This window comes from Vibrio sp. D420a (assembly GCF_030248625.1).
In the GTDB taxonomy this organism is placed as follows: Bacteria; Pseudomonadota; Gammaproteobacteria; order Enterobacterales; family Vibrionaceae; genus Vibrio; species Vibrio fortis_A.
Genome location: NZ_JAHGAN010000017.1, coordinates 183,562 through 209,837, shown reverse-complemented (window position 1 = coordinate 209,837; position 26,276 = coordinate 183,562). Strand labels below are relative to the sequence as shown.

At 45.9% G+C, this 26,276-nt stretch carries 26 protein-coding genes; 20 read left to right on the top strand and 6 right to left on the bottom strand.

Features of this window, described 5'->3' with window-relative positions:
• Window positions 1-133: 133 nt before the first annotated feature.
• Window positions 134-973, bottom strand: a complete 840-nt coding sequence (locus KI743_RS13245) for a 23S rRNA (adenine(2030)-N(6))-methyltransferase RlmJ (protein ID WP_239842174.1) — start codon at window positions 971-973, stop codon at window positions 134-136.
• A gap of 272 nt (window positions 974-1,245) precedes the next feature.
• Between KI743_RS13245 and prlC the strand changes: the two genes are divergently transcribed.
• Window positions 1,246-3,288 (top strand): oligopeptidase A, encoded by a 2,043-nt coding sequence (gene prlC / locus KI743_RS13240; protein ID WP_285466775.1) that lies wholly within the window; start codon window positions 1,246-1,248, stop codon window positions 3,286-3,288.
• 68 nt (window positions 3,289-3,356) lie between these two features.
• Here the strand turns inward: prlC and asnC are convergent, their stop codons facing one another.
• The gene (gene asnC / locus KI743_RS13235) at window positions 3,357-3,821 is read right to left on the bottom strand and encodes a transcriptional regulator AsnC (RefSeq protein WP_032551043.1); all 465 of its coding nucleotides are present in this window, start codon (window positions 3,819-3,821) and stop codon (window positions 3,357-3,359) included.
• Window positions 3,822-3,919: 98 nt separating this feature from the next.
• Between asnC and KI743_RS13230 the strand changes: the two genes are divergently transcribed.
• The 3 genes from KI743_RS13230 (at window position 3,920) to KI743_RS13220 (ending at window position 8,680) form a co-directional block, all read left to right on the top strand.
• On the top strand, window positions 3,920-7,060 hold the full coding sequence (locus KI743_RS13230) for an EAL domain-containing protein (RefSeq protein ID WP_373417833.1): 3,141 nt from the start codon (window positions 3,920-3,922) through the stop codon (window positions 7,058-7,060).
• Window positions 7,061-7,173: 113 nt separating this feature from the next.
• A complete protein-coding gene (locus tag KI743_RS13225) occupies window positions 7,174-7,953 on the top strand; it encodes a class I SAM-dependent methyltransferase (protein ID WP_285466773.1) in 780 nt (259 codons plus the stop codon).
• Between the two features lie 121 nt (window positions 7,954-8,074).
• On the top strand, window positions 8,075-8,680 hold the full coding sequence (locus tag KI743_RS13220; RefSeq protein WP_285466771.1) for a hypothetical protein: 606 nt from the start codon (window positions 8,075-8,077) through the stop codon (window positions 8,678-8,680).
• 67 nt (window positions 8,681-8,747) lie between these two features.
• Here KI743_RS13220 and KI743_RS13215 read toward each other — a convergent pair whose 3' ends face one another.
• The gene (locus KI743_RS13215; RefSeq protein WP_150870555.1) at window positions 8,748-9,626 is read right to left on the bottom strand and encodes a carboxylate/amino acid/amine transporter; all 879 of its coding nucleotides are present in this window, start codon (window positions 9,624-9,626) and stop codon (window positions 8,748-8,750) included.
• Window positions 9,627-9,677: 51 nt separating this feature from the next.
• Entirely contained in the window at window positions 9,678-10,112 is a 435-nt protein-coding gene (gene uspA, locus KI743_RS13210) for a universal stress protein UspA (RefSeq protein WP_032551048.1), read from the bottom strand.
• A 187-nt stretch (window positions 10,113-10,299) separates the two neighbouring features.
• On the opposite strand from uspA, the gene ftnA reads away from it, so the two are divergent.
• The 7 genes from ftnA (at window position 10,300) to KI743_RS13175 (ending at window position 15,666) form a co-directional block, all read left to right on the top strand.
• Window positions 10,300-10,830 carry a non-heme ferritin gene (ftnA, locus tag KI743_RS13205; protein ID WP_032551049.1) on the top strand — a complete coding sequence of 177 codons (531 nt, stop codon included), beginning with the start codon at window positions 10,300-10,302 and terminating at the stop codon, window positions 10,828-10,830.
• Window positions 10,831-10,896: 66 nt separating this feature from the next.
• Entirely contained in the window at window positions 10,897-11,220 is a 324-nt protein-coding gene (gene uspB / locus KI743_RS13200) for a universal stress protein UspB (RefSeq protein WP_032551050.1), read from the top strand.
• A gap of 209 nt (window positions 11,221-11,429) precedes the next feature.
• Window positions 11,430-12,623, top strand: coding sequence for an NAD(P)/FAD-dependent oxidoreductase (locus KI743_RS13195; RefSeq protein ID WP_285466769.1), 1,194 nt, complete (start codon window positions 11,430-11,432; stop codon window positions 12,621-12,623).
• Between the two features lie 312 nt (window positions 12,624-12,935).
• The gene (locus KI743_RS13190) at window positions 12,936-13,406 is read left to right on the top strand and encodes a hypothetical protein (protein ID WP_285466799.1); all 471 of its coding nucleotides are present in this window, start codon (window positions 12,936-12,938) and stop codon (window positions 13,404-13,406) included.
• 279 nt (window positions 13,407-13,685) lie between these two features.
• On the top strand, window positions 13,686-13,955 hold the full coding sequence (locus KI743_RS13185) for a PTS sugar transporter subunit IIB (RefSeq protein ID WP_285466768.1): 270 nt from the start codon (window positions 13,686-13,688) through the stop codon (window positions 13,953-13,955).
• Window positions 13,956-13,966: 11 nt separating this feature from the next.
• Window positions 13,967-15,223 carry a PTS ascorbate transporter subunit IIC gene (locus tag KI743_RS13180; protein ID WP_032551054.1) on the top strand — a complete coding sequence of 419 codons (1,257 nt, stop codon included), beginning with the start codon at window positions 13,967-13,969 and terminating at the stop codon, window positions 15,221-15,223.
• Window positions 15,220-15,666, top strand: coding sequence for a PTS sugar transporter subunit IIA (locus tag KI743_RS13175; RefSeq protein WP_032551056.1), 447 nt, complete (start codon window positions 15,220-15,222; stop codon window positions 15,664-15,666). The genes KI743_RS13180 and KI743_RS13175 overlap by 4 nt, the downstream gene beginning before the upstream one ends.
• Window positions 15,667-15,755: 89 nt before the next feature.
• Here the strand turns inward: KI743_RS13175 and KI743_RS13170 are convergent, their stop codons facing one another.
• Window positions 15,756-16,649 carry a DMT family transporter gene (locus KI743_RS13170; RefSeq protein ID WP_285466767.1) on the bottom strand — a complete coding sequence of 298 codons (894 nt, stop codon included), beginning with the start codon at window positions 16,647-16,649 and terminating at the stop codon, window positions 15,756-15,758.
• Between the two features lie 136 nt (window positions 16,650-16,785).
• On the opposite strand from KI743_RS13170, the gene rmuC reads away from it, so the two are divergent.
• The 7 genes from rmuC (at window position 16,786) to tatC (ending at window position 23,016) form a co-directional block, all read left to right on the top strand.
• The gene (gene rmuC, locus KI743_RS13165) at window positions 16,786-18,318 is read left to right on the top strand and encodes a DNA recombination protein RmuC (protein WP_285466765.1); all 1,533 of its coding nucleotides are present in this window, start codon (window positions 16,786-16,788) and stop codon (window positions 18,316-18,318) included.
• Between the two features lie 65 nt (window positions 18,319-18,383).
• Window positions 18,384-19,163: a bifunctional demethylmenaquinone methyltransferase/2-methoxy-6-polyprenyl-1,4-benzoquinol methylase UbiE gene (gene ubiE / locus KI743_RS13160; protein WP_032551059.1), complete on the top strand. Its 780-nt coding sequence runs from the start codon at window positions 18,384-18,386 to the stop codon at window positions 19,161-19,163.
• Window positions 19,164-19,248: 85 nt separating this feature from the next.
• A complete protein-coding gene (locus tag KI743_RS13155; RefSeq protein ID WP_032551061.1) occupies window positions 19,249-19,854 on the top strand; it encodes an SCP2 domain-containing protein in 606 nt (201 codons plus the stop codon).
• Window positions 19,851-21,485, top strand: coding sequence for a ubiquinone biosynthesis regulatory protein kinase UbiB (gene ubiB, locus KI743_RS13150; RefSeq protein WP_285466763.1), 1,635 nt, complete (start codon window positions 19,851-19,853; stop codon window positions 21,483-21,485). The genes KI743_RS13155 and ubiB overlap by 4 nt, the downstream gene beginning before the upstream one ends.
• 52 nt (window positions 21,486-21,537) lie before the next feature.
• The gene (tatA, locus tag KI743_RS13145; protein ID WP_032551065.1) at window positions 21,538-21,774 is read left to right on the top strand and encodes a Sec-independent protein translocase subunit TatA; all 237 of its coding nucleotides are present in this window, start codon (window positions 21,538-21,540) and stop codon (window positions 21,772-21,774) included.
• 3 nt (window positions 21,775-21,777) lie between these two features.
• Window positions 21,778-22,185: a Sec-independent protein translocase protein TatB gene (gene tatB / locus KI743_RS13140; protein ID WP_032551068.1), complete on the top strand. Its 408-nt coding sequence runs from the start codon at window positions 21,778-21,780 to the stop codon at window positions 22,183-22,185.
• A gap of 84 nt (window positions 22,186-22,269) precedes the next feature.
• Entirely contained in the window at window positions 22,270-23,016 is a 747-nt protein-coding gene (gene tatC, locus KI743_RS13135; RefSeq protein ID WP_150870542.1) for a twin-arginine translocase subunit TatC, read from the top strand.
• A 306-nt stretch (window positions 23,017-23,322) separates the two neighbouring features.
• On the opposite strand, the gene KI743_RS13130 is transcribed toward tatC, so the two are convergent.
• Window positions 23,323-24,084 carry a TatD family hydrolase gene (locus KI743_RS13130; protein WP_032551071.1) on the bottom strand — a complete coding sequence of 254 codons (762 nt, stop codon included), beginning with the start codon at window positions 24,082-24,084 and terminating at the stop codon, window positions 23,323-23,325.
• A gap of 210 nt (window positions 24,085-24,294) precedes the next feature.
• On the opposite strand from KI743_RS13130, the gene hemB reads away from it, so the two are divergent.
• Window positions 24,295-25,338, top strand: coding sequence for a porphobilinogen synthase (gene hemB / locus KI743_RS13125; RefSeq protein ID WP_150870538.1), 1,044 nt, complete (start codon window positions 24,295-24,297; stop codon window positions 25,336-25,338).
• Between the two features lie 67 nt (window positions 25,339-25,405).
• Window positions 25,406-25,840 carry a GNAT family N-acetyltransferase gene (locus KI743_RS13120; protein WP_285466759.1) on the top strand — a complete coding sequence of 145 codons (435 nt, stop codon included), beginning with the start codon at window positions 25,406-25,408 and terminating at the stop codon, window positions 25,838-25,840.
• The last annotated feature ends 436 nt before the right edge of the window (window positions 25,841-26,276 follow it).

The following is a 26,276-nucleotide window of genomic DNA, read 5'->3' as shown; positions in this document are numbered from 1 at the left end:
ACCCTTAAGACGAGGGTCGGTGAGAAAAGACGAAGTTGAGATGAAAAAAGTTATCTTTTAATAAAGAAAAAGTGCAGCGAGAGGTTCGCTGCACTTTTATGTTTTGATTCTATTTGAATAAATTCAAGATGATTTATTCAGGAACAATCCAGTCGACTTTCCAATGGCCAGTTGCTGGCGCAATCGCGTCTTTTAGGAACGGTAGAATCTCTTTCATCTGGCTTTCCAGTTTCCAAGGCGGGTTAATCACGATCATGCCCGAAGCTGTCATACCGCGTTCATTGGTGTCTGGGGATACGCCGAGTTCAATTTGCAGAATCTTGCGAATGCCAAGACCTTCTAGCCCTTCGATCATGTCTTCGATATCACAGCGGTTCACCACTGGGTACCAGATCGCGTAAATGCCCGTAGCCCAGCGTTTATGGCTTTGGAAGATGGCGTTTACGACGTCACGATACTCTTTCGCTAGCTCATAAGGTGGATCTATTAGAACCAGACCACGACGCTCTTTTGGTGGCAGGCTGCCTTTAAGTCGCTTGAAGCCATCTTCTTTGTAGATAGAGACTTGGCGATCGCGGTGGAACTCTTGTTCAAGCAGTGGGTGATCGGCTGGGTGAAGCTCAGTCAGTACCATACGATCTTGTTGACGTAGGTGAGCACGTGCAACACGCGGTGAACCTGGGTAGTAACGCAGCTTTTCACCGTTGTTGAGGGTTGCGATAGCGTCTAGGTAGCTTTGAATCTCTTCTGGAATCTGCTTTTGATCCCAAACTCTTGCGATACCTTGTTTGTATTCGCCGGTCTTTTCTGACCATTCGTGAGTTAAGTCGTAGCGACCAACACCAGAGTGGGTATCGTGATAGACAAAAGGTTTGTCCTTCTGCTTCAAGGAATTAAGAATAAGGCTTTGTACAATATGCTTAACCACATCGGCATGGTTACCCGCGTGGAAGCTGTGGCGATAACTTAACAAATTAAACTCTCGTAACACTCTCGCTATAGAGTGTGGTTGGTGTCGGTGGGTATTCTGTCTCCATTATATACCGCACTAGCCAAGAAATTCTTCCCAAAATGTGTGTGTCGTCGTGAGGGTGAACGGTTAGTTATTGGTTCTACTATTGAAATTTGCGGTTATGGACACTATTTAATAACTATTCGCATGTAATTATGATTCGATTGAACTCAATACTGTAAGACGACCCAATTACTTAAAGACGCAAGTCTCCAAGCCAAAGGAATGTTTATATGTCTAACCCGCTATTAACCTTCACGGACCTACCACCGTTTTCACAGATCACCCCTGCGCACGTTAAACCAGCGGTAGAGACAGTGATTGAAGAGTGTCGCAATAAGATAGAACAAGTACTTGAAGGTAATACCTCACCAAGCTGGGATAACCTAGTGGCTCCAATTGAAGAGGTGGACGACCGCCTTAGCCGCATTTGGTCACCAGTGAGCCATATGAACTCTGTCGTGAACAGCGATGAACTGCGTGAAGCTTACGAGAGTTGCTTGCCGCTGCTTTCTGAGTACGGTACTTGGGTTGGTCAACACAAAGGCTTGTTTGAGGCATATAAAGCGATCAAGGCGAGCGATGAATTTGCATCATTGAGCCAAGCTCAGAAGAAAACCATTACCGATGCGCTGCGTGATTTCGAACTGTCGGGTATTGGCCTACCAGCTGATGAGCAGCATCGTTACGGTGAGATCAGCAAGCGCATGTCTGAGCTGGGTTCGCAGTTCTCAAACAATGTACTTGATGCGACCATGGGTTGGAGCAAGCAGATCACTGACGTTGCAGAGCTTGCTGGCATGCCGGAATCTGCATTAGCTGCAGCGAAAGCCGCCGCAGAAGCGAAAGAACAAGAAGGCTACCTTCTTACCCTAGATATTCCATCTTACCTACCTGTGATGACCTACTGTGATAATCAAGCACTGCGCCAAGAGCTATATGAAGCGTACGTGACTCGCGCATCAGACCGTGGTCCAAATGCAGGTACATGGGATAACAGTGAGATCATCACCGAGCAACTTAAGCTACGTCATGAAATTGCACGTATGCTTGGTTTTGGTACCTACAGCGAGAAATCTCTGGCAACCAAGATGGCAGAGACGCCGGATCAGGTACTGGGCTTTTTGAACGACCTAGCGGTGAAAGCAAAACCTCAAGGTGAGCGTGAAGTGGAAGAGTTACGTCAGTTCGCAGAGAAAGAGTTTGGTGTATCTGAACTCGAACTGTGGGACATCGCTTACTACAGCGAAAAACAGAAGCAGCATTTATTTGAGATCTCGGATGAAGAGCTGCGCCCTTACTTCCCAGAATCAAAAGCTGTCTCTGGTCTATTTGAAGTACTAAGCCGTGTGTTTGGTATGACGGTAAAAGAGCGTGAAGGCGTGGATACTTGGCATGAGTCGGTGCGCTTCTTCGACATATTTGATGCGAATGAAACACTGCGTGGCAGCTTCTACTTAGACTTGTACGCACGTGAGCACAAACGCGGTGGTGCGTGGATGGATGACTGCCGTGGTCGTCGAATTACTCAAGCTGGCGAACTGCAAACCCCAGTGGCTTACCTAACGTGTAACTTCAACAAACCAGTTGGTGATAAGCCAGCACTGTTTACTCATGATGAAGTGGTGACTCTGTTCCACGAATTTGGCCACGGTATTCACCACATGCTGACTCAAGTTGAGGCAGGTGCGGTTTCTGGTATCAACGGTGTGCCTTGGGATGCGGTTGAGCTGCCAAGTCAGTTCCTAGAAAACTGGTGCTGGGAAGAAGAGGCGCTAGCCTTTATCTCGGGTCACTACGAGACAGGTGAAGCGCTACCAAAAGAGATGCTAGAGAAGATGCTAGCGGCGAAGAACTTCCAATCGGCGATGTTCATTCTGCGTCAGCTAGAGTTCGGTCTATTCGACTTTACGCTTCACACGACGTATGACCCAGAAGTGGGCGCACGTGTGCTTGAAACACTGGCAGATGTGAAGTCTAAGGTTGCGGTACTGCCAAGCCTAGAGTGGAACCGTTTCTCTCACAGCTTTAGCCATATCTTTGCTGGTGGTTACAGTGCGGGTTACTACAGCTATCTTTGGGCTGAAGTATTGTCATCAGATGCATTCTCTGCATTTGAAGAGGAAGGCATCTTCAATACTGAAACGGGTAAACGCTTCCTAAACAACATCCTTGAGATGGGTGGCAGTGAAGAACCTATGGAGCTATTTAAGCGCTTCCGTGGTCGTGAGCCACAAATTGATGCGATGCTGCGTCACGCAGGTATCAGCGCTTAATATTGTGCTGGTCAGAATGTAAAAAGAGCCTCTTTGTGAGGCTCTTTTTGTATCTATATACCAACCTATTATGGGTTCACATTGCGATTGATTGGGTTTTGCAGCGAGATCAGCGTCTCGGTTGATTGCACCTCGTCAATCGCCTGCAGCTTATCAATCAGCACGTATTGCAGCTCTTCAATGGATTTACACATCAGTTTTACAAAGATGTTGTAAGCGCCTGTGGTGTAGTAGGCCTCGACCACCTCATCGAGCGCGTTTAGTTTAGCAATCGCAGAGTGGTAGTCTTTTGCGGCATTGAGGTTGATACCGATAAAGCAGCATACGTCGTAGCCAAGCTTTTTGGTGTTCACCACTACCTCTGTACCTTCAATGACTTCTGCCGATTTCATCTTCTCAATGCGCACGTGAATCGTCGCAGGGCTGACATCAAACTGCTTCGCCATTTCGGCATAAGGCGTGCGAGCGTCTTCCATTAAGGTTTTAAGAATGGCGCGATCTAGATCATCAAGACGAGCGGTTGAAGTCGGCATGCAAACCTCGTGAATTGGTTGAAAGTTTAATAGCTAGAGTACACATCATAGCCAAGGGTGATAATATTAGCAGCAAGTATGTTGTTAGGGTGAGCTTAGTGCGATTTTCGTTATTTTTTATTCTTTTGATTTGGAGCTTTTGGGTTTCTGCTCAATCAAAAGATGTATTGGTTGTTCACTCCTACCACCAAGGCTTTTTCTGGACAGATAATTTTCAAAAAGGGCTGGCCACAGAGCTTGATCGTGATGATATTCCCTACCGCGTGGTTTACTTAGACAGTAAGCGCGCTCAAAGCGAAGAGTACTTCGATAAACTCTATCAGCTCTACCGTACTAAGCTTGCCAATGAGGAGTTCTCCGCTGTTATAGTCAGTGACAACAACGCCCTCAATTTAATGAAACGACTCGCCCCAGAGCTCAATGGTACTCCGGTCGTGTTTGGTGGTATCAACAACTATTCACCCTCGATGACAGAAGGTCTCAATGCGACAGGGATAACCGAAGACATTGACCTCAATAGCAATATCACTCTGATCCAGCGCTTACAGCCGATGGCGAACAAGATCTATATCGTTTCAGATTTCTCAGTCACGGGAGAAGCGGTTCGTGCACAGGTGGATCGCCATTTGGAACAGTATCCACAACACGCCTCCTTTATTGAACACTATCAACCTCGTTCGTATCGTGAATTGGTGAACTTTGCTCAGCAAGCTGATATGAGCAAAAGCTTACTGTTTTGGGTTTACTATCGAGATGAGAAAGGCAATGTCAGCAATGACGATGACTGGCGTGAGCTGAACAAACTGACCAAGATGCCAATCTATATGGTGCATGACCTTGGCTTAGGTTTTGGTGCGATTGGTGGCGTGATACAGAGTGGTCTGAGCCAAGGGCGGGAAACTGGGCTCACTCTACGTCGTATGCTTGCCAACCCTGATCAGGAGTTACCACCAGTGGTTGAGGGTGCAGCTGAGATTAAGCTCGATTACCAGCAACTTAATCGCTGGGACCTTGGCGAATATAGCGACCTGTCGGCGACCTTTTACAATAAACCTCAACCCTTCTTTGAACGTTACCAAGATGAGATTCGCACTCTAGGTTTGTTGTTTCTGGCGATGGGCTGCGTGATCGTAACCTTGGTTTACTACCTGAATCGTCTAAAAAAGAGCGAGCGTGATAGCCGCAAAAGTCAGATTCTGCTGGAGTCTATCTTCGACCAGAGCTTACAGTTTATGGGCATCATCGATCGCGATGGGGTTCTGCTCTCGAGCAACAGTAAGCTGCATGAGCTGTTCTATAATCAAGGTTATCAAGTCGGCACGCCTATCTATCAGCACCAGCACTGGGAAGACGCAGCGAGCGAGTCTCTTAAAAAGTACTTCATGGAGGCGCAGTCTTATACGTCTCTGCGTTTCGAAGCTGAGGTGTGGTGCCGCGATAGAGGAGTACTGGTACTCGATATATCACTTAAGCCAATGCCGGATAGCGAATCCAGTGAGTTGCAATTCCTGTTTGAAGCACGTGATGTGACCTCGAGAAAGCTCGCTGAAAACAAGCTATTCCAACGTGAGGCGAACCTTAAGCTCTATTACGACAAGCAACCCGTAATGATGATTACGTTGGATGAAAACAACCGCATTCAGCAGGTCAACCAATTTGCTGAAGAGCTATTGGGTTACCCGTTAAGCGAGCTACTTGGTCATCGCCCGCGTGAGTTTTACGTCGACCGAAATGCCATGATTCCGCGTCAAATCCTCCTTCAACCTCAGCATAAGTCGCGTGGGGTATGGCGTCGTGATATCCAATATCGCCATGCTGATGGCAGTAAGATCTGGATTCGTGAAAACATTAGACCGCTGGTGGATTCAAATCAGCTGCTTATTGTTGGTGAAGACATCACCGAAACCCACGAACTGGCAGAGCAGTTAGAGTACCAAGCACGTTACGACTTATTGACTCATACCTTCAACCGCAACCACTTTGAGCAAGAACTGCAGAAGGCTTTGAAAGAGGTTGAAAGTCATATGCGCACTCACGCTATGTTGTTCCTCGACTTAGATCAATTGAAGGTGCTCAATGACACCGCAGGCCATGAAGCGGGCGATGCGGCGATTCTGTTCAGTGCCGGCTTGCTTGAGAACGTGTTGCCTTACAATGCGGTACTCGCGCGCATGGGCGGAGATGAATTTGCGGTACTACTAAAAGACTGTACTGAGCGAGATGCGGTCAACGTGTGTCGCAGCATTATCGCAATGATGGGTGACAATGCCTTCCTTTGGGATGATATTCAGCTCAACCTTACCTGTTCGATCGGTATTCGTTTGATTGACCATACGGCGGCTTCTCCACAGATGGTGCACGCTCAAGCGGATGCGGCCTGTCATGCTGCCAAAGAAGAGGGAAGAAACCGCTACAACCTTTACCATCAAGACGATGAAGATCTGCGTCGTCGTCATTTAGAGATGGAGTGTGTCAACTTGGTACACGAGGCACTGGCTCATGATCGCATCGAGCTGTTTGCCCAGCGAATCCTTGGTTTAGATAAACAAAGCGATTTGATGCACTTCGAGATACTAGTACGAATCAAGAATCACAATGGTGAGTACATCTCTCCGGGGATCTTTATGCCGGCATCTGAGCGCTACAACATCGCTCATCTGATTGACCGCCAGGTGGTGAGTCAAACTCTTGCTTGGTTGGAAGAGAACCATGGTGTGATTGATGAATTAGGGATGTGCTCGATTAACCTTTCTGGCCACTCAATGGGTAATCGCGAGTTTGTTGAGTTCTTGATTGATAGCCTAGAACAGTCTGCAGTGCCGTGCGACAAGATCTGCTTAGAGATCACTGAGACTGCGGCGATGAGTAATATGAATCAGGCAATCGAGCTGTTTACACAATTGAAAGAGCTAGGTTGTATGATCGCTCTGGATGATTTTGGCTCGGGCTTGTCTTCATTTGGCTATTTGAAGAAGTTACCGGTTGATATCGTGAAAATTGATGGCCTGTTTGTGCGTGATATTGATGTCAACGAAATGGACCATGTTATGGTGCGCTCGATTAACGATCTCGCTAAACAGATGGGTAAATATACGGTGGCGGAGTTTGTTGAGAACACTCAGATCATCGATAAGCTCATCGAGCTTGGGGTTAACTACGCACAAGGCTACATTATCGGTCGTCCGAAGCCGCTACCTGAGCTGGTGGAAGAGCTAAGACAAGAACGTTTGGTCAAATAAATTTTGTGTCGGCATGTAGATATTAAGTCATTTCAACATTACGTATTTGTGAGGCAATCAGGTAAACTGGTTGCCTCAATTGTTTTGAATCATCGAGTCTTCTGGAGACAACCTTGCAACTACAACTGATTTGCGAAGACGCAAGCCAAATCGAACGCCTCAAAGAGCTAGCAGCACGCTGGCACCTTTCTCATGACGAGAACAGTGTATTTGCCTTGGTGCTCACCAGCGAAAGACTTGAATTACGCAAAGTCGATGAGCCAAAACTTGGTGCTATCTTTGTCGACTTAGTGGGTGGCGCGGTAGGACACCGGCGTAAGTTTGGTGGCGGTAAAGGCCAAGCTATTGCCAAGGCTGCTGGTCTGAACAAAGGTGCGACGCCAACCATTCTTGATGGTACGGCTGGCCTAGGGCGTGATGCATTTGTATTGGCATCATTGGGTTGTAAAGTGCAGATGGTTGAGCGTCACCCTGTGGTTGCGGCTCTGCTTGATGATGGTCTGCAACGTGCTAAGCAAGATGCGGATATTGGTGCTTGGGTGAGTGAACGTATGAGCCTGATTCATGCCTCAAGCCATGATGCGCTAGATAAACTGAGCGCCGATCCTGAATTCGCTCAGCCGGATGTTGTTTATCTTGACCCTATGTATCCACACCCAGAGAACAAGAAAAAGTCGGCTCTGGTGAAAAAAGAGATGCGCGTGTTCCAATCTCTTGTTGGTGCCGACCTCGATGCGGATGGGTTATTACAGCCTGCTTTGAAGCTTGCCGCGAAACGTGTTGTGGTGAAAAGACCCGATTATGCGGCTTGGTTGGACGAGCAAAAACCGAGTATGGCGATTGAGACCAAAAAGAACCGTTTTGATGTGTATGTAAAAGCATCAATGACTTAGCGGAAGACAGAAAAATCGTTCCGTCAGAAATACGCTAAAACTGAATTTTTTGCTTGCGATAGCCGTGTTAGAGATGTATATCTAACTAAGAATTATTATTATTCTTAGCTGGAGTTGTAGCATGGCTAAACGCTTTTGTAAGTTAAATCGTCGAGACATTACTGAACACCTAGGCGAAATTCACCGCTTGGTGAGTGAACCTAAGTTTGTGTGCCGTTCGTGTGCTCGCTCGTCTGCCGATAAAGCGAATTTATGTAAGCCTGCCGCGATTCCACCGGCGAGTTGCCAAAGCAGGCCAGATAGCGAAAAGGTAGCTTGTGGTCTGCTTGCTGAAACACTGACCTCAGCGCCAGCTAATGCGCTTAGCCAAGAACCTCTAAACTTAGCTTCATCAGCTAAGAGCACCTCAAATAGTAAGTCGCAACTGGTGGTTAAGAAGATACAAGCTCAAAAGCTACAGGCTAAGAAAGCACAAGCGATTCAGGCAATGGATACGCAGTTATCACCTTCTTCTGAACTGCTGGATAAGAGCGAGCTAAAACGCGCGAAGAAAGTGGCGAAAAAGCAGAAGAAGTACAACAAAAAGCTGGCTAAGATGATCAAAAAGCAGCAAAAGCTGTACAAGAAAAGCCGCAAACTGCAGAGCCAGTTGGAGAGCATCAACCTGCAAGTTGATAGTGCTGCTTTACCATTGAATAGCGCCTCCAAAGTGAGTCATATTCATTAGTCCAACAGACATAAATAGAATTGAATTAAAAAGAGCGACCTCAGGTCGCTCTTTTTGGTTTTGGCAGTTAAGCTCGGCTCAGGCTCTGCTCGACACGCTTCTTAACCCAAGTCTCATTCACCCACAGTGACAACAAGATAATCGCGCCACCAATCGATAACCTTGTCAGGTCAACATCGCGGTTCCAGATTAGGATATTGACCACCAAGCCCGCAGGCACCAGCGCATTGTTCATCACCGCAAGTGCACCCGCATTGACCATGCTTGCGCCCTTGTTCCAGAAGAAGTAGCCCAAACCAGAGGCGATCAACCCTAGGTAGATCAAGATGCCCCATTGAGTGGACGTAGTCGGCAGCTTCTCTGGGTTGCCCAGTAGTAAGAAAGCGACTGATGCCACGCATAGTGCACCTAAGTAAAAGTAACCGAAAATAGTATGCTGAGGCAGTTCAATCGACTCTTGTTCCATAATGGTTTTGTAGCCAACCTGACCAATGGCAAAACAGAGGTTCGCGCCTTGAACAACAAGGAAGCCCATTAGGAAGTTGTCATTAACACCCGCGAACTTAATGAAAGCCGCCCCCGCCACTGCGATCGCTGCAGTTACCAAGTACCAAGGCGAGAACTGACCTTTTAAGAAGTCATAAATCAGGGTGACGTATATCGGTGTGAAGACGGTGAACAACAGCACTTCTGGTACCGAAAGCAGCAAAAACGACTGATAGTAGAAGCAGTACATCAAGCCAAGCTGAATACCACCGATGGTCATCAACTTCGCGATCAGTTTTTTTGAAATACCTCGGAATTTCAAGAAAGGAAGGAACACCAATCCGGCAAGCGCAACACGCATCCAGACAGAAAACCATGAATCAACCTGACCCGCGAGATAAACCCCGATCAGGCTGAAGGAGAAGGCCCATAGAAGGGTAACACCAACTAAATAACGCATAACAATAATTCGTAGTGAAAGTATGCGCTTATGTTACCCAACTGTAACGGATTAGTCTTCTGAATCCCGCAATGGAATGACCAGCATATCGACTGGTGTAGCGTTGATCAGTTGACGAGTTGACGACAACAGCTTGCTCCAAAAGTCTTGATGGTGACCGCAAACCACGAGATCCACGTTGTACTCTTTGATGGTGTCACACAATTCATGACTGAGATCTCCGCTGCCCACTAAGGTATGGGTGATCGGGTACTGTGCGTGGTCAGCAAAATTGCTCAGCTGAATACGAGAAGCTTCCATGGCATTGTGTTGGGTTTCTGCCATGTTGATATCAATCAGCCCGGTATAGAGCTCTGCATAGTTGATATCGATGTGGATAAAAGAGACTTTGGCATCCAGCGGCTTCGCTAGTGCGACTGCTTTGTCTACGATCAGTTTGCTGTCGTCAGATAAATCGACGGCGACCAAAATATGTTTGTAACTCATACCGCTATCTCCTTACTCATTGTCTAACTAAAGATTAGCACTAAGGCCGGTGTTTTTTTGCTGAAGTGATCGCATATCCACCCTCTTGCGTAAAACCACAGCGAAACAACGGTTAACTAATAGCCTGCGAGATATTCATAAAATAGTGATATAGTAGGGAAAACGAAGGCGTAACTAGGAGACTTAAATGCTGTCTACAACTATGGTTGAACAACTGAATGAGCAAATTAATCTAGAATTTTTCTCATCCAATCTATACTTACAAATGAGTGCTTGGTGTGAAGACAAAGGATTTGAAGGAGCAGCAGAGTTTCTACGCGCTCATGCAGTGGAAGAAATGGAACATATGCAGCGTTTGTTCACTTATGTGAGTGAAACGGGTGCAATGCCGATTCTAGGTGCAATCGAAGCACCAAAGCATGAGTTTGAGAGCCTAGGTGCTGTTTTCCGCGAGACTTACGAACATGAGCAGATGATCACTGAGAAGATCAACAAGCTGGCTCACGTTGCTTTCAGTACACAAGATTACTCTACCTTTAACTTCCTACAGTGGTATGTCGCTGAGCAGCACGAGGAAGAGAAGCTATTCAAAGGTATTCTGGACAAGCTAGAACTTGTTGGTGAAGACGGCAAGGCCCTATTCTTCATTGATAAAGACCTAGCGCAATTGGCAAAAGATGGTTCATCTTCAATTATGGATGCTCCTGCAGCGGTATAAGCTGTAAGAAAAAGCTCTGATTGTCTTTTTCTTTTGAGCGTCCTGTGAGGGTGTAGGGAGGAAAGGATGATCAGTGGCGATACTATTCTATTTGCATTGATGGTTGTAACCTGCGTGAACTTGGCTCGCTATGTTACGGCACTCAGAAAACTCATCTATATTATGCGCGAGGCGCACCCGCTTTTGTATCAACAAGTCGATGGTGGTGGTTTCTTCACAACCCATGGCAACGTGACCAAGCAGGTGAGGCTATTCAGCTATATCAAGAGTAAAGAGTACCATCATCACCATGATCCGGTGTTTACCGGTAAGTGCGATAGAGTAAGAGAGCTATTCATTTTATCGGTCTCTCTGTTGGGTGTAACGTTACTAGCGGCATTCTTGGTTTAAACCAGAGTGATGTAACATTAGAGTACCCAAAAGATGCATGGCATTGCGCCCACTCTGAGCGCGATGTGAGCAATTGCAAAGTTAAAATTTGACGCTAGAATAGCGAGCAAAGAGTAAGGATGTGCTGATAACGCACATCCTTTTTTATTGGTAACGTCACTGGTATAGGAAGTACTGAGTGATGACTGGGTAAGATAAAGCAGAACACAATGAGTGAAAAATTTGATGTCATCGTAATTGGCGCAGGTGCCGCTGGCCTAATGTGTGCCGCCGAAGCGGGCAAACGAGGTCGACGCGTGCTGGTGGTCGATCATGCCAAAAAGCCAGGTCGAAAAATTCTGATCTCGGGTGGCGGTCGCTGCAATTTCACTAACTACGACGTGTCTGCTAATAACTACCTATGTAATAACCGTCATTTCGTTAAATCAGCGCTTTCTCAGTACACCAACTGGGACTTCATCTCTATGGTGAGTAAATACGGCATTGAGTTTGAAGAGCGCGACCATGGACAGTTGTTCTGTGTGAATGACCATACTGCGAAAGATATCGTCAGCATGCTGCTCGCAGAGTGTGATGAGGCTGGTGTTCAACAGCGCTACCGCTGTGATGTTCACTCGATAGAAAAAACCGAAGCAGGTTTTCAGCTGCACCTGAATACCGAGCAAGTTGAGTGTGAATCTTTGGTCGTTGCCACCGGTGGCTTGTCGATGCCGAAACTGGGTGCGACGCCATTTGGTTATAAAATCGCGGAACAGTTTGGTTTGTCTGTAATCCCAACGTGTGCCGGTCTGGTGCCTTTTACTCTGCATAAAGAGGATAAAGAGGACTTCGCTGAGCTGTCTGGTATTGCGATCCCTGCAGAAATCACCGCGCAAGATGGCACTCTGTTCAAAGAAGCGCTGCTGTTTACCCATCGTGGTCTGTCGGGCCCTTCTGTTCTGCAAATTTCGTCTTTCTGGAAAGCAGGTCAAGCGGTTTCGATTAACCTAGTTCCTGAAGCGGATGTGGCTGAACTGCTTGAGCGCTCACGTGAAAAACATCCAAATCAAAGCCTTAAGAATACGCTGGCGAAAGCACTACCAAAGCGCTTGGTTGAAGCTCTAATCGAGCGTGAAGAGCTGCAAGACAAGCCACTCAAGCAATTCAATGAAAAGCAACTGGCCGCGATTACAGAGCATCTAGAAAACTGGAAGATCGCGCCGAATGGCACTGAAGGCTACCGCACTGCTGAGGTAACATTGGGTGGGGTCGATACCGATCATCTATCATCAAAAACCATGGAGTGTAAGACCGTATCAGGCTTGTACTTTGTTGGTGAAGTGATGGATGTTACCGGTTGGTTGGGAGGTTATAACTTCCAATGGTGCTGGAGTTCTGGTTTCGCAGCAGGACAGTGGGTATAGCGGTCTAATCGCAGGCTCCAACTGACACTTGCCAACCAGTTGAAGTGATGGGCAAAGCCGATGGAAAGGTTTTTTGCTCATCTGTTTAGCTCCCATACTCTCTTCTTCATTCCTCGAACAATAGGTTTCGGTCATCGAATAATCAGCGCAACTCATTATTTAATAATAAGTATTTCAATTTCTGGGGAGAGTTAATGTGAGACATTTGACTTAGAACAGACGAAATATGATTTAATATGGCGATAATGGCGTATATAATTTATTGAGTTAACAAACGGACGTAATAGGTATTGCTGAATGCAAATTAAGAAAATGGACGCACCGCTCGATATGCAAATAGGTGCTAGATTTGATACGAAAAATCATGGTTACGTCACCGTTATCGAATACTACAATACCCATACTGTTATCGTTGCGTTTGAAAATACAGGTAATATTCGTGCTATTACAGCTGCGAAGTTACGTAGTGGTCAATTATCAGATCGATCTGTCCCACCTCAATCTACATTAGTAGGAGAGACCATTCAATCTCCTAAGCACGGTATTCTAACGATTACAGCGGTAGAATCTGGAAATATCGTGGTAATGGAAAATAGAGAAGGTGAAGAAGTTCGCATGCTGCTTGCTGCAGTACAAAAAATGCGAGACCGTGAAGAAGAGGATATTTCTGATAAAGAACAGCCTGAAATGCCAACTTCTTTAAGCGCTCTGACTAAAAGAAATAAAAAGACTAAAGACGTTAATAGCCTGCTTAAAAAAATGCTTACCGATTACGGAAAATAACCTCAAATTTAATACTGAACTCCTATCATATACTCAGGTCACACTTTATATTTCATCTTATATTATTCCTCAGGTTTATATAAAATCACCTCCTCACTCTTAAGTAGTATCGACGATTAAATCGTCTTTTTCTTTATTTTAATGAGATCTGCATCACAAGGTCATTTTGGTTTTGTGATGGTGATCTATTCTGTTTTTGGGGCTTTTCGATACTATTCTTATCAACAAATAAACGGAGACAATATAGTTTCCTATTAAAACCCTACAGAGATTTATATTATGAAAAAGATTATGGTTGTGTGCGGAAATGGTCTTGGTACTTCTTTAATGATGGAGATGGCGGTTAAAGAAGTTGCGGGTAAAATTGGTTTGGAAGCTGAAGTTGATCATGAGGATTTATCTTCTTCAGCGTCAAGCACGGCTGATATTTGGGTAGCAGCAACGGATGTGGCAAATCAATTATCTGAAGCAGGTAAAACAAACATTGTAAGCCTAGCAAATATCTTTGATAAAGCTTCAATTGAAGAGCAACTAAAAACTTTCATGTAAGGAAGTAAATAATGGCTAATTTCTTTGAGTTCATGCTTGGCTTATTAAAAGAGCCAGCAATCATGGTCGGGTTAATTGCTTTTATTGGCTTAGTTGCACAAAAGGCAGATGTCTCAACCATATTAAAAGGCACCATTAAAACCGTTATGGGTTTCCTAATTTTAGGTTTTGGTGCTGGTGCTCTTGTTGGCGCACTAAATAATTTTTCAGTGGTATTTACCGAAGCTTTCGGCGTAAGTGGTGTTATTCCAAATAACGAAGCAATTGTTGCATTGGCGCAAGAAGCCTTCGGTTATGAAATGGCATTGATTATGTTTTTCGCTTTCGTTGTGAATATTCTACTGGCTCGTTTTACTCCGCTTAAGTTTATTTTCTTAACCGGTCACCACACCATGTTCATGTCGATGCTAGTGGCTGTGATCCTGTCTACGGGCGGCATTCAAGGCACGCTACTGGTTGCGATGGGCTCTGTGATTGTGGGCTCTCTGATGGTGATCATGCCTGCACTTGCTCAGAAATACACTGAGAAGGTGATGGGTACCGATCAGTTGGCGATGGGTCACTTTTCTACCTTCTCTTACCTAGTATCTGGTTATATCGGTAGCAAGTTTGGTGACACATCGAAGTCGACGGAAGACATCAACGTGCCTAAGAGTTTGATGTTCCTTCGCGATACGCCAGTAGCAGTGGCAACAACCATGGCGATCTTCTTCATGTTCGCGTCTATCTTTGCAGGCCCAACCTTTGTTGAGTCGGTATCGGGCGGTCAAAACTGGATTGTATTTACCTTCATGCAGTCGCTTGTGTTTGCTGGTGGTGTATACATCGTACTGCAAGGCGTGAAGATGTTGATTGCTGAGATTGTTCCTGCATTTAAAGGCATCTCTGACAAACTGGTTCCCGGTGCACGTCCAGCGCTAGACTGTCCGATGGTATTCCCTGTTGCCCCTAACGCGGTATTGATTGGCTTCTTGTCTTCATTCGCTGCAGGTCTGATTGCAATGGGCATCCAAGGCATGTTCGATTGGACAATCATTGTAGCGGGTGTGGTTCCTCACTTCTTCGTCGGTGGTGCTGCAGGTGTTTACGGTAACGCGACGGGTGGTCTACGCGGTGCGGTGCTAGGTGCCTTTACGCAAGGTCTGTGTATTTCGTTCCTACCAATGCTACTGCTTCCAGTACTAGGTGGTATGGGTCTTGAAGCAACAACGTTTGCTGACTTCGACTTCGGTGTTGTTGGTCTGATTCTAGGTTGGATTGTGTCATGAGTATTTTAAAACTAACGGGCGATAACATCGTTATCTCAACAGAGCAGAACTTATCGGTTGATGCCGCACTAGAGATCACTTGTTCAAAGCTCATTGAAAGTGGCAAGGTAGAGCAATCTTACCTAGAAGCGATTCAACAGAAACACAAAGACATTGGCGCATACTATGTGTTGGCACCAAAGATTGCGATGCCACACGCGCGTCCAGAAGACGGTGTGAATGAAGCTTGTCTGCAGGTAACCGTATTTAAAAATGGCGTTGATCTGGAGTCGGAAGATAATGGTGAGGTGTACTTCTCTATTACTCTGGCGGCGATGGATTCAGATAGCCACATTCAGACAATCATGGCGCTCTCTGAGCTGTTCCAAAATGATGATGATATTGATGCCATCATCGCTGCGAACACCAATAAAGAGATCGCGGACATCATAGCAAAATACTGATTGTTAACTCCTGTCCCCACTTGTCAAAAGGCCCTCATAACGAGGGCCTTTCTTTGTCATTTCTATCAAATCACGACTGTTCGAGCTATTTAGGCGCTTTTACCCTTAGATAGCTTGAGTTGTTGAATCACTAAACCAGTAATGATTAGCACCAAACCGAATAAAGTGGATGGATGAATTTCTTCACCAATGATGGTTGCGAGTAGCATCAATGAGATAAATGGTGATGCAAAAATTAGGTTACTGATACGCGCGGTGTTATTGGTGGATTTGAGTGCTGATAGCCACAACACAAAGGTAATCCCCATCTCAAACAGGCCAACATAAGTGACTGCCATCCAACCTTTAGCGGTGATCTGACTAAAGCCTTGCCCTTCATAAAGGGTTAAACCAATCGCAAATGGCAGTGCGACTAAAAAGCCGAGTAACACACCAACCACAGGATCGGCTTTGTTTTTGGTGTTTAAGATCCAGTAACCTGCCCAAAGTAGTGTCGATAACAGCGCTAAGCCAACACCAAGTGGGCTATCAAACTGCATTCCTAATACATCGCCCTTGGTCGCGATCACAACCACACCTAAGTAGCTAAAGGTACAAGCCACCCAGTCTTGCTTGCGAATTTTCTGCCCCAAGAAAACAGCAGCCATTAAGGTCAAGGTAATCGCCCAGCTGTAGTTGATGGCTTGAGCTTGAGAAGCTGGGAGCAGATCGTAAGCTTTGAATAGAATCAGGTAATAAGCCAGCGGATTGACGAGGCCGAGTAGCAAGTAATACCAAGGGTTAGCAAAAAAGGTGGTAGAGAGCTGAGAAAGCTTACCTTGGAAGTAACAGATAACGATCAGAGCAATCGAAGAGACAACGCTGGCAATGGTCAGCATTTGAATCGGTGAAAACTCAGCTAAGGTTAGCTTAAAGGCCGTGGCTACCGTTGACCAGAGTAGTACCGCGGAAAGGCCAAAGCCGAGGGCGCGACGTTCGTTCATAAAAGCTCATCAAGTTGAATAGGATAGAATACGGACGCCTAGTCTATCTGTCGAAATTTAATACGGCAAACTGGACATTTATCCAGTATCAAAATACCATTTAATGAGTTATTTCCAATTAGGCTAAGTTACTACCATGCAATGGATTATCGAGCACCAAACGACCCTTATCGCAGCCGCTTCAACCGCGGTGATCAGCGGGGGCCTCGTCGGTTGGTGGATTAAACAGAAACTCTCATTTCAACAGCAGCTATTAGAGCAGCAGTTGGAGTCTGATCGTCAGTTGCATGAGTCGCAAACAACGCAGCTTAAAACGTCCTTGTCCGAGGCACAGCAAGAGCTGGATGAGCTCGATGATGAGCGTGATAAAGCCGCGTTTGAGCTTAAACAAGCTCACGGTAAGGTCATGGCTGCAATGGAGAAGTTGCGCTATTTCGAAGCAGTCAAACAAGAGCGTCAGCAATACTTTGATGAGATAAATATTCTCAAAGATCAAAAGTCTGAACTTGAAGCTGAGCTACGTGAGCAAGAAGCACGCCACGACCAAGAGAACCTTGCTAACCACGAAAAGCTACAGCTTCTGGAGCAAGCCGAAACGCGTTTGAAGCAACAGTTTGAACATCTTGCTAACCAACTTTTTGAAGCGAAAACTGCAAAAGTCGATCAGCAAAACAAGCAGAGCTTAGAGGGCCTACTATCACCACTCAAAGAACAACTTGAGGGCTTCAAGAAACAGGTCAATGACAGCTTTAGTCAAGAAGCCAAAGAGCGTCACACCTTAGTCCATGAGCTAAAAAACTTGCAGCGCCTCAATGAAAGCATGACGCGAGAAGCGGTTAACCTGACTCAAGCACTTAAAGGTGATAACAAACAGCAAGGTAACTGGGGCGAAGTGGTACTGGCTCGCGTGTTAGCGGAATCTGGCTTGCGAGAAGGGCACGAATATCAAACTCAGGTCAATCTACAAAATGAAGCGGGCAAGCGCTATCAGCCAGATGTGATTGTTCACCTACCTCAAGACAAACAAGTGGTGGTCGATTCGAAAATGGCGCTAGTGGCGTATGAGCGCTACTTCAATGCTGAAACCGATGCTGAGCGTGATGTCGCACTGCGTGACCACTTAGTTTCACTGCGCGCGCACATTAAAGGCCTGAGTCAGAAAGATTACCATCAACTGAAAGGCATTCAGAGCCTCGACTATGTGCTGATGTTTATTCCGGTAGAGCCTGCATTCCAAGTGGCGATTCAGGCTGATCCGAGCCTAGTCAAAGATGCGATGGAGCAAAATATCATTCTTGTTAGCCCAACCACTCTGTTGGTGGCGCTGCGTACCATTGATAACCTGTGGCGCAATGAACGCCAGAACCAAAATGCACAAATTATCGCTGAACGTGCAAGTAAATTGTACGATAAGCTGCGCTTGTTCGTAGATGATATGGAAGGCCTTGGTGGGGCGCTTGATAAAGCAAACCAAAGCTATCAAGGGGCAATGAATAAGCTGGCAACTGGGCGAGGTAACGTAATTCGCCAGGCCGAGAGCTTTAAACAGCTAGGGGTTGAAGTGAAGAAGCCGATCGCCGTTAGCCTGACAGAGCTCGCGCAAAACGAGGCTTTTTCAGAAAATGCCTCGTTAGTAGAAAGACAACCCGCTGAGGATAAAGTAAACTAATCGACCGCAGCGCGCTCAAAGGCTTATTGCGCTGTCGTTGAGGACTTACCAGGGTAGAGAACAGCATGACGGACACCAGTGTGCAAACAAATACAGCAGTAGAATCAGAAACCACACACTTTGGTTTTGAAACAGTCGCAAAAGAAGAGAAAGTTGCGAAAGTTGCAGAGGTTTTTCACTCTGTAGCCGCGAAGTACGACATTATGAATGACCTGATGTCGGGTGGTGTTCACCGTCTATGGAAGCGCTTTACGATTGATTGCAGTGGCGTTCGCCCTGGTCAACGCATTCTAGACCTTGGCGGCGGTACCGGCGACCTAACCGCAAAATTTTCACGCATTGTGGGTGAAAACGGTCACGTCATCCTTGCTGACATCAACAACTCGATGCTGAATGTAGGTCGCGACAAGCTGCGTGATAGCGGTATTGTTGGCAACGTTCACTACGTTCAAGCGAATGCAGAAGAACTGCCATTCCCAGATAACTACTTCGACTGCATCACTATCAGCTTCTGTCTACGTAACGTGACAGATAAGGATAAGGCTCTGCGCTCAATGTTTCGCGTTTTGAAGCCGGGCGGCCGTCTGTTGGTATTGGAGTTTTCTAAGCCAGTGCTTGAGCCACTTTCAAAAGTGTACGACGCCTACTCATTCCACCTGCTACCAAAAATGGGTGAGATTATCGCGAATGATGCAGACAGCTACCGCTACCTTGCTGAGTCGATTCGTATGCACCCAGACCAAGAAACGCTGGAAGGCATGATGCAAGAAGCGGGTTTCGAAAATACTAAGTACTACAACCTAACCGGCGGCATTGTTGCGCTGCACCGCGGTTACAAGTTCTAAGACAGAACCCAGGTAAAATCGACAACGAATAATAAGATACAACGGATAGGTTTCGGCTTATCCGTTTTCAAAGGTAAGGACAGTCATGCCATTTGACCCACTAGTAACGGCGGTTATCGAAACCTCTTTGAATACTCTCGTCAACGACGACCCAGATTTGGTTCGTCGTTTATCGCGTTTAAAGGGCCAGATCATTCAGGTGAATCTCAAAGAGCTCAATAAGACTCTGACATTTGTGTTTAGCCAACAGATAGACGTATTAGCGGATTACGAAGGGCAGCCAGACTGTTACCTCTCTTTGAACTTATCAGTACTTCCAGAATTACGTGAACAATCGAACATCACTAAGCTAATCAAGCAAGATAAGTTGATTCTTGAAGGTGATATTCAGTTGGCGCAGAAGTTTGCGCAATTGATGACAGACTGCAAGCCAGATCTTGAAGAGTGGCTATCGCGCGTCACTGGTGATGTTGTGGCGCACACGTTAGTGCAAGGTGTGAAGAACGTTGGCGGCTTTGTCGCGTCTCAAGCCAACAAACACCAGAACCATTTCGCACAAGTATTGACTGAAGAGTGGAAGATCGCGCCGGCACCGTTAGAAGTCGCACACTTCTGTGATCAGGTTGATGATGTAAAAAGCGCAGCCGCTCGCCTTGAAGCTAAATTGAACGCTCTATTGGAGAAAGCATGACTCCAACAGAACTGAAACGTCTTTATCATATTATTAAGGTACAGTTGGAGTACGGCCTTGACGAACTGATGCCTGAGCACCAGTTGACCAAAGCGCCGTTGCTGGTAAGAAAGTCTCTTTTTTGGCTCAAAAATCGCCATCAAGATAAAGAATTGGGCCACCGCCTGCGTTTAGCATTGCAAGAGCTTGGCCCGGTGTGGATTAAGTTTGGTCAGATGATGTCGACACGACGTGATCTGTTTCCTCCGCACATTGCTGATCAGTTAGCCCTGCTGCAAGACCAAGTAGCGCCGTTTGACGGTGAGTTGGCTAAGCGCGATATGGAAAAGGCACTGGGTGGCAGTTTAGATAACTGGTTTACCGACTTTGACATTAAGCCGTTGGCATCCGCATCCATCGCACAGGTGCATACGGCAAAGCTCAAAGATTCCGGTCGCGAGGTCGTACTTAAGGTAATTCGCCCTGATATTCGCCCTGTGATTGATGCAGATCTAAAACTGATGCACCGAATGGCGCGTATAGTCGCCAAGTCGCTTCCTGAAGCACGTCGTTTAAAACCGGTTGAGGTGGTTAAAGAGTACGAGAAAACGCTACTCGATGAACTCGACCTAAGACGTGAAGCGGCTAACGCAATTCAGCTGCGTCGTAATTTTGAAGGCAGTGAAGAGCTGTATGTTCCGGAGGTACTGCCGGATCTGAGCAGTGAAACCTTGATGGTCTCTGAACGCATCTACGGTATCCAAGTATCGGATATCCCAATGCTAGAAGCCAACGGCACCAACATGAAGTTGTTGGCAGAGCGCGGTGTTTCCGTGTTCTTTACCCAAGTGTTTCGTGACAGCTTCTTCCATGCTGACATGCATCCGGGCAACGTATTCGTAAACCCAGAGAATCCAGACAATCCACAATGGATAGGTCTTGATTGCGGCATTGTTGGCACGCTAAATGGCGAAGATAAGCGCTACTTGGCTGAGAACTTATTGGCTTTCTTCAACCGCGACTATCGCAAAGTGGCTGAGCTGCACGTCGATTCGGGCTGGGTGCCACGCGACACCAATGTTGATGATTTTGAGTTCGCGATTCGCATGGTATGTGAACCGATCTTCGCTAAACCGTTGGGTGAGATCTCGTTTGGCCATGTATTGCTAAACTTATTTAATACAGCAAGGCGTTTTGATATGGAGGTTCAGCCACAGCTGGTCCTGCTACAGAAGACCTTGTTGTACATTGAAGGATTGGGGCGTCAGCTCTACCCGCAGTTGGATCTGTGGGAGACAGCGAAGCCTTTCCTAGAAACTTGGATGATGAACCAAGTGGGTCCACAGGCAGTGATTAACGCTGTTAAAGACCGAGCGCCTTTCTGGGCAGAGAAACTGCCGGAATTGCCTGAGCTACTCTACGACAGCTTGCGCCAAGGTAAAGCGATGAACCATCGAATGGACCAGCTTTATCAAGGTTATAGAGAAAGTAAGCGTCAGCAAGCGACAGGTAAATTTTTGTTTGGCGTTGGAGCAACTTTAGTCGTATGCTCCGCAATATTAGTTTCAAGCCCTTACGAGCAGCTATCTATGGGCTGTGGCATCGCAGGTGTCACATTTTGGCTGCTAAGTTGGCGAGCTTACCGCCGTTAAGCGGTAGACTTCCTTAATAATTTTTTTGTAGACAGACCCGAGGACAATGACAATGGGTGGAATCAGTATTTGGCAACTTCTAATCATTGCTGTAATCGTAATCTTGCTGTTTGGAACGAAGAAACTACGCGGTATGGGTGGTGACCTAGGTTCAGCAGTAAAAGGCTTCAAGAAAGCAATGAATGATGAAGAGCCTGCAAAGAAAGATGCAGACTTTGAACAAAAAAACATTGAACAGCAGAAGACTGACGCAACTGCTGAAACTAAGAAAGACAAAGAGCAGGCGTAAGTCGTGTTTGATATCGGTTTTTGGGAACTGGTATTAATATCTGTCGTCGGGTTAGTTGTTTTAGGACCTGAGCGTTTGCCTGTGGCAATTCGTAGTGTCTCCAAGTTTATTGGGTCGGCGAAGAGCATGGCGAACAGTGTGAAAGATGAGCTTTCACATGAACTTAAGGTGCAAGAACTGCAAGAAAACCTGCGTAAGGCTGAGCAAATGGGGATGGAAGATCTCTCTCCTGAGCTGAAAAAGTCGGTGGATGAATTGAAGCAGGCAGCTGCTGAAGTTCAACGTCCATACGCTAAGCCTGAGTCTGATAAGCCAAGTGAGGCTCAAACGAGTCACACTGAGACTGCGGATCATGAATCACTTCAGATCAACAGTGAGGCATCAGCTACGCCAGATAAAAAAGCCGAATAGTCTCGCAAGGAGGAGTCGCGAAGTACTTGAACTGATAAGTATACGTGCGGCTCCTTTTCGATCGTCCTTATTAAGAGGTTTGACATGTCTTCGACTGAGCAGACACAGCCTTTAATCAGTCACTTACTAGAGCTTCGTAATCGCCTATTGCGTGCCATTGTTGCCGTATTGGTGGTGTTTCTAGGGCTGATTTATTTTGCCAATGACATCTATGAGTTTGTCTCGGCTCCTTTGGTAGAGCGTTTACCTGAAGGGGCTACTATGATCGCAACCGATGTTGCTTCGCCGTTCTTTACGCCGTTGAAGCTAACGCTTGTTGCCTCTATTTTTGTCGCCGTTCCATTTATCTTGTATCAGGTTTGGGCCTTCGTTGCGCCGGGCTTGTATAAACATGAGAAGCGACTGATCATGCCGCTAATGGCATCGAGCTCACTGCTGTTCTACTGCGGTGTTGCCTTTGCGTACTTTGTGGTATTTCCGTTGGTGTTTACCTTCTTCACCACTATCTCTTTGGGGCAGGTCGAGTTCGCAACGGATATCTCTAGCTATCTAGATTTCGTACTGGCGTTGTTTTTAGCCTTTGGTATCGCTTTTGAGGTACCTGTAGCGATCATCCTATTGTGTTGGACTGGAGCAACGAATCCAAAATCTCTTTCAGAGAAACGTCCATACATTGTGGTTGGCGCGTTTGTTATCGGTATGATGCTGACACCACCAGATATGATTTCTCAGACTCTACTAGCGATTCCGATGTGTATTCTGTTCGAAGTGGGCTTATTCTTTGCTCGTTTCTATGTACGCAAAGATGAAGAAGACGAAGTAGAGTCGTGAGCTTTTTACGCAACTAGTGTTTAAAGACTCAATTGTCGAATCTTTAAACAAAAAAAGCGGCCATCGGGCCGCTTTTTTTGTTTTATTTTTATCGAATTTTTAGCTGGTAGCCACATTTCTGACAGACGTAAATCTCTTTGATACCAATAAGTTTATGCCAAAAGGTTCGATGTTGACGTTGTAAGCTTTGTGCATGATCACACATAATCAACCACCTCCATATGCAGACGGGTGATATTAGATCGATTGAGCTGCTAACTCAAATAGAAATTGTAACTTTATATCATTTTTTAACAGTATGTTAGGCTATAATTTAAACAGCTGTTTGGCATTCTTTGTTGTGATCGCATCGACTTCTTCCAATGTAATACCTCGCAAATCGGCAATTCGTTTTGCGACAAGTTCTGTATAAGCTGGTTCATTGCGCTTGCCGCGGTTCGGCGTTGGTGCTAGGTAAGGGCAATCAGTTTCTAGGATCACTAGATCCATATCTAGATGTGGAATCACCTTGTCCATCCCAGAGTTCTTGAATGTCGAAACGCCACCCAAACCGAGGTGGAAACCGAGCGCATTGATCGCTTGAGCTTCTTCTAAACTGCTACCAAAGCAGTGGAACACGCCACGAAGGCTGCCATCTTGCTGTTGCTTTAACAGGGCCAAGGTCTCTTCAATTGAATCTCGGGTATGGATAACAACCGGTAGGTCGAGTTCTTTGGCCCACTGCAGCTGAGTCACAAAGGCATACTCTTGTTCCGCTTTGTAGGTCTTATCCCAGTAGAGGTCGATACCAATCTCACCCACGGCGATAAAGTTGTGTTTGTCGAACCAAGCGCGGATAGTCTTCAGTGTTTCTTCAATATTTCCATCAACATAGCAAGGGTGAAGTCCCATCATTGAACGGCAAACCTCTGGGAATTGACGTTCTGTTGCGAGCATAGGTTCAATGGAGTCAAGGTCGATATTAGGCAGTAAAATACGATCAATGCCTTGGGCTAGCGCACGTTGGACTACTTGCTCGCGGTCGTTATCAAATTCACTAGCGTAGATATGGGCATGAGTATCGATCATGGTTGTGTCCTGAAAAGCTGAAGAAACGAGTTGCCAAGAGTATACGGCAGTGTGAGGAGAAGGTCATTTTTTGCCATTTATCCCGGTTTTTACGGGGGATTTAGGTTTTACTGCTAGCGTCTTTAGCTAGCGGTGATATGCTTTTGCCAACTATTTTGCACTTTTTATAATCTAGGTAGTTGTTTACCTAGGCTAGGCAAGGAGAATCACGTGTCTGTATCTATTCAAGGTCAGTTCCCAGGTCGTCGTATGCGTCGTATGCGTAAACACGACTTCAGCCGCCGCTTAATGGCAGAAAACCAGTTATCAGTTAATGACTTAATCTACCCAATGTTCATTCTTATGGGTAAGGACCGTCGTGAAACGGTTGAGTCTATGCCGGGCATTGAGCGCCTTTCAATTGACTTGATGTTGGAAGAAGCAGAATACCTTTCTCAACTTGGGGTGCCTGCGATTGCACTGTTCCCTGTTGTTAACCAAGACGCGAAAAGTCTATGTGCAGCAGAAGCGCACAACTCAGAAGGTTTGGTTCAGCGTGCTGTACGCGCATTGAAAGAGCATGTGCCAAACATTGGTGTGATTACCGACGTAGCACTAGACCCATTCACGACTCATGGCCAAGACGGCATCATCGATGAAGATGGCTATGTGATGAACGATGAAACAACCGAGGTTCTGATCAAGCAAGCTCTGTCACACGCAGAAGCGGGTGCTGATGTTGTCGCACCATCAGATATGATGGACGGTCGTATCGGTAAGATCCGTGAAGCTTTAGAAGAAGCGGGTCACATTCACACTCAAATCATGGCGTATTCAGCTAAGTATGCATCATGCTACTACGGCCCATTCCGTGATGCTGTCGGCAGTGCATCTAACCTGAAAGGTGGTGATAAGAAAAACTACCAGATGGATCCGGCTAACAGTGATGAAGCGATTCACGAAGTGGCGATGGACCTTAACGAAGGTGCAGATATGGTAATGGTGAAACCAGGCATGCCTTATCTAGACATTGTTCGTCGTGTGAAGCATGAACTGCAAGCACCAACATTTGCATATCAAGTGTCTGGTGAGTACGCGATGCACAAAGCTGCGATTCAAAATGGCTGGCTAAAAGAGCGCGAAACAGTACTAGAATCTCTGTTGTGCTTTAAGCGCGCTGGTGCTGATGGCATCCTAACTTACTTCGCTAAAGATGTGGCTGAGTGGCTAGCAGAAGACGATGCTCAAGCAGCACAGTTTCTAAGAAACAAATAATCGTCGAGACAAATCTTAAAAGGCCAGCCACACAGCTGGCCTTTGTTCGTTTGTGGGAGAAAGAAAAATGGCGGTTATTGTACGCGAAGGCACGCTAGAAGAGTGTGTGACCGTGGTTGAACAGATCGATGAGTTCAGCCACAAAGAGAGTGTTGAATCTCTTTCAGCGCGCCTACAAGACAAAAAACAGTTGGTACTCGTTGCTGAAGAGGATGGGCAGCTGCTCGGCTTTAAAATTGGTTATCAGTTAGATGAGCAAACTTTTTATAGCTGGTTTGGTGGCGTCTCTCCTTTGGCTCGAAACAAAGGCGTCGCGCAGCTTCAATTAAATGTTCAGGAGCAATGGGTACGAGATCAGGGCTATAAACAGCTAAAAGTGAAGTCTAGGAACCAATTTTCTTCGATGTTGAGATTGTTATTGAGAAATGGCTACATGATAGAAAATTTCGAACAAAAAGAAGACATTAAAGAGAATAGACTGCACTTTGTGAAGCAGATGTGAGATGAAGGTTTGATGACAATTACAATTAAATGAGATTTATTATCATTTAATTGTTGACTATCAAATGAGAATCATTATTATTAACTGCGTCTTAGGGAATGAGGAAATGTTCACAAGGATGTTTAGTAACTAAGCGCTCCGCTGAGTTACCAACAGAATTCTCGCGAACTTAAACTAAGTTCTTTTTGACACGACATTGCTCACATTGCTTCCAGTGTAATTTATAGCTTTTTGGTTAAGCTGTGGTATTCAATTGAATAGCTTCACCGCTTTTTGCTAGGCGACATCCTCGGGTGTCGCTTTTTTTCTATCTCAATTTCAACAAGATGCATATATAGCACCATAAAGGTGCATGCATAAATCCTCATCAATATTCTTTTCCACAACGCAAGATCGAAAAAAGATCGTTGATCATATGTTCGATCTCTATTTTTAT

Bases quoted from the DNA above. Each gene is read 5' to 3' on its own strand.
- prlC (WP_285466775.1), top strand. From the start codon at position 1,246: ATGTCTAACCCGCTATTAACCTTCACGGACCTACCACCGTTTTCACAG.
- asnC (WP_032551043.1), bottom strand. From the start codon at position 3,821: ATGCCGACTTCAACCGCTCGTCTTGATGATCTAGATCGCGCCATTCTT.
- tatC (WP_150870542.1), top strand. From the start codon at position 22,270: ATGTCTTCGACTGAGCAGACACAGCCTTTAATCAGTCACTTACTAGAG.
- KI743_RS13175 (WP_032551056.1), top strand. From the start codon at position 15,220: ATGAGTATTTTAAAACTAACGGGCGATAACATCGTTATCTCAACAGAG.
- KI743_RS13155 (WP_032551061.1), top strand. From the start codon at position 19,249: ATGCCATTTGACCCACTAGTAACGGCGGTTATCGAAACCTCTTTGAAT.
- KI743_RS13195 (WP_285466769.1), top strand. From the start codon at position 11,430: ATGAGTGAAAAATTTGATGTCATCGTAATTGGCGCAGGTGCCGCTGGC.
- KI743_RS13130 (WP_032551071.1), bottom strand. From the start codon at position 24,084: ATGATCGATACTCATGCCCATATCTACGCTAGTGAATTTGATAACGAC.
- uspA (WP_032551048.1), bottom strand. From the start codon at position 10,112: ATGAGTTACAAACATATTTTGGTCGCCGTCGATTTATCTGACGACAGC.
- KI743_RS13120 (WP_285466759.1), top strand. From the start codon at position 25,406: ATGGCGGTTATTGTACGCGAAGGCACGCTAGAAGAGTGTGTGACCGTG.
- rmuC (WP_285466765.1), top strand. From the start codon at position 16,786: ATGCAATGGATTATCGAGCACCAAACGACCCTTATCGCAGCCGCTTCA.
- KI743_RS13220 (WP_285466771.1), top strand. From the start codon at position 8,075: ATGGCTAAACGCTTTTGTAAGTTAAATCGTCGAGACATTACTGAACAC.
- KI743_RS13185 (WP_285466768.1), top strand. From the start codon at position 13,686: ATGAAAAAGATTATGGTTGTGTGCGGAAATGGTCTTGGTACTTCTTTA.
- ftnA (WP_032551049.1), top strand. From the start codon at position 10,300: ATGCTGTCTACAACTATGGTTGAACAACTGAATGAGCAAATTAATCTA.
- KI743_RS13170 (WP_285466767.1), bottom strand. From the start codon at position 16,649: ATGAACGAACGTCGCGCCCTCGGCTTTGGCCTTTCCGCGGTACTACTC.
- KI743_RS13190 (WP_285466799.1), top strand. From the start codon at position 12,936: ATGGACGCACCGCTCGATATGCAAATAGGTGCTAGATTTGATACGAAA.
- uspB (WP_032551050.1), top strand. From the start codon at position 10,897: ATGATCAGTGGCGATACTATTCTATTTGCATTGATGGTTGTAACCTGC.
- ubiE (WP_032551059.1), top strand. From the start codon at position 18,384: ATGACGGACACCAGTGTGCAAACAAATACAGCAGTAGAATCAGAAACC.
- ubiB (WP_285466763.1), top strand. From the start codon at position 19,851: ATGACTCCAACAGAACTGAAACGTCTTTATCATATTATTAAGGTACAG.
- tatA (WP_032551065.1), top strand. From the start codon at position 21,538: ATGGGTGGAATCAGTATTTGGCAACTTCTAATCATTGCTGTAATCGTA.
- KI743_RS13180 (WP_032551054.1), top strand. From the start codon at position 13,967: ATGGCTAATTTCTTTGAGTTCATGCTTGGCTTATTAAAAGAGCCAGCA.
- KI743_RS13215 (WP_150870555.1), bottom strand. From the start codon at position 9,626: ATGCGTTATTTAGTTGGTGTTACCCTTCTATGGGCCTTCTCCTTCAGC.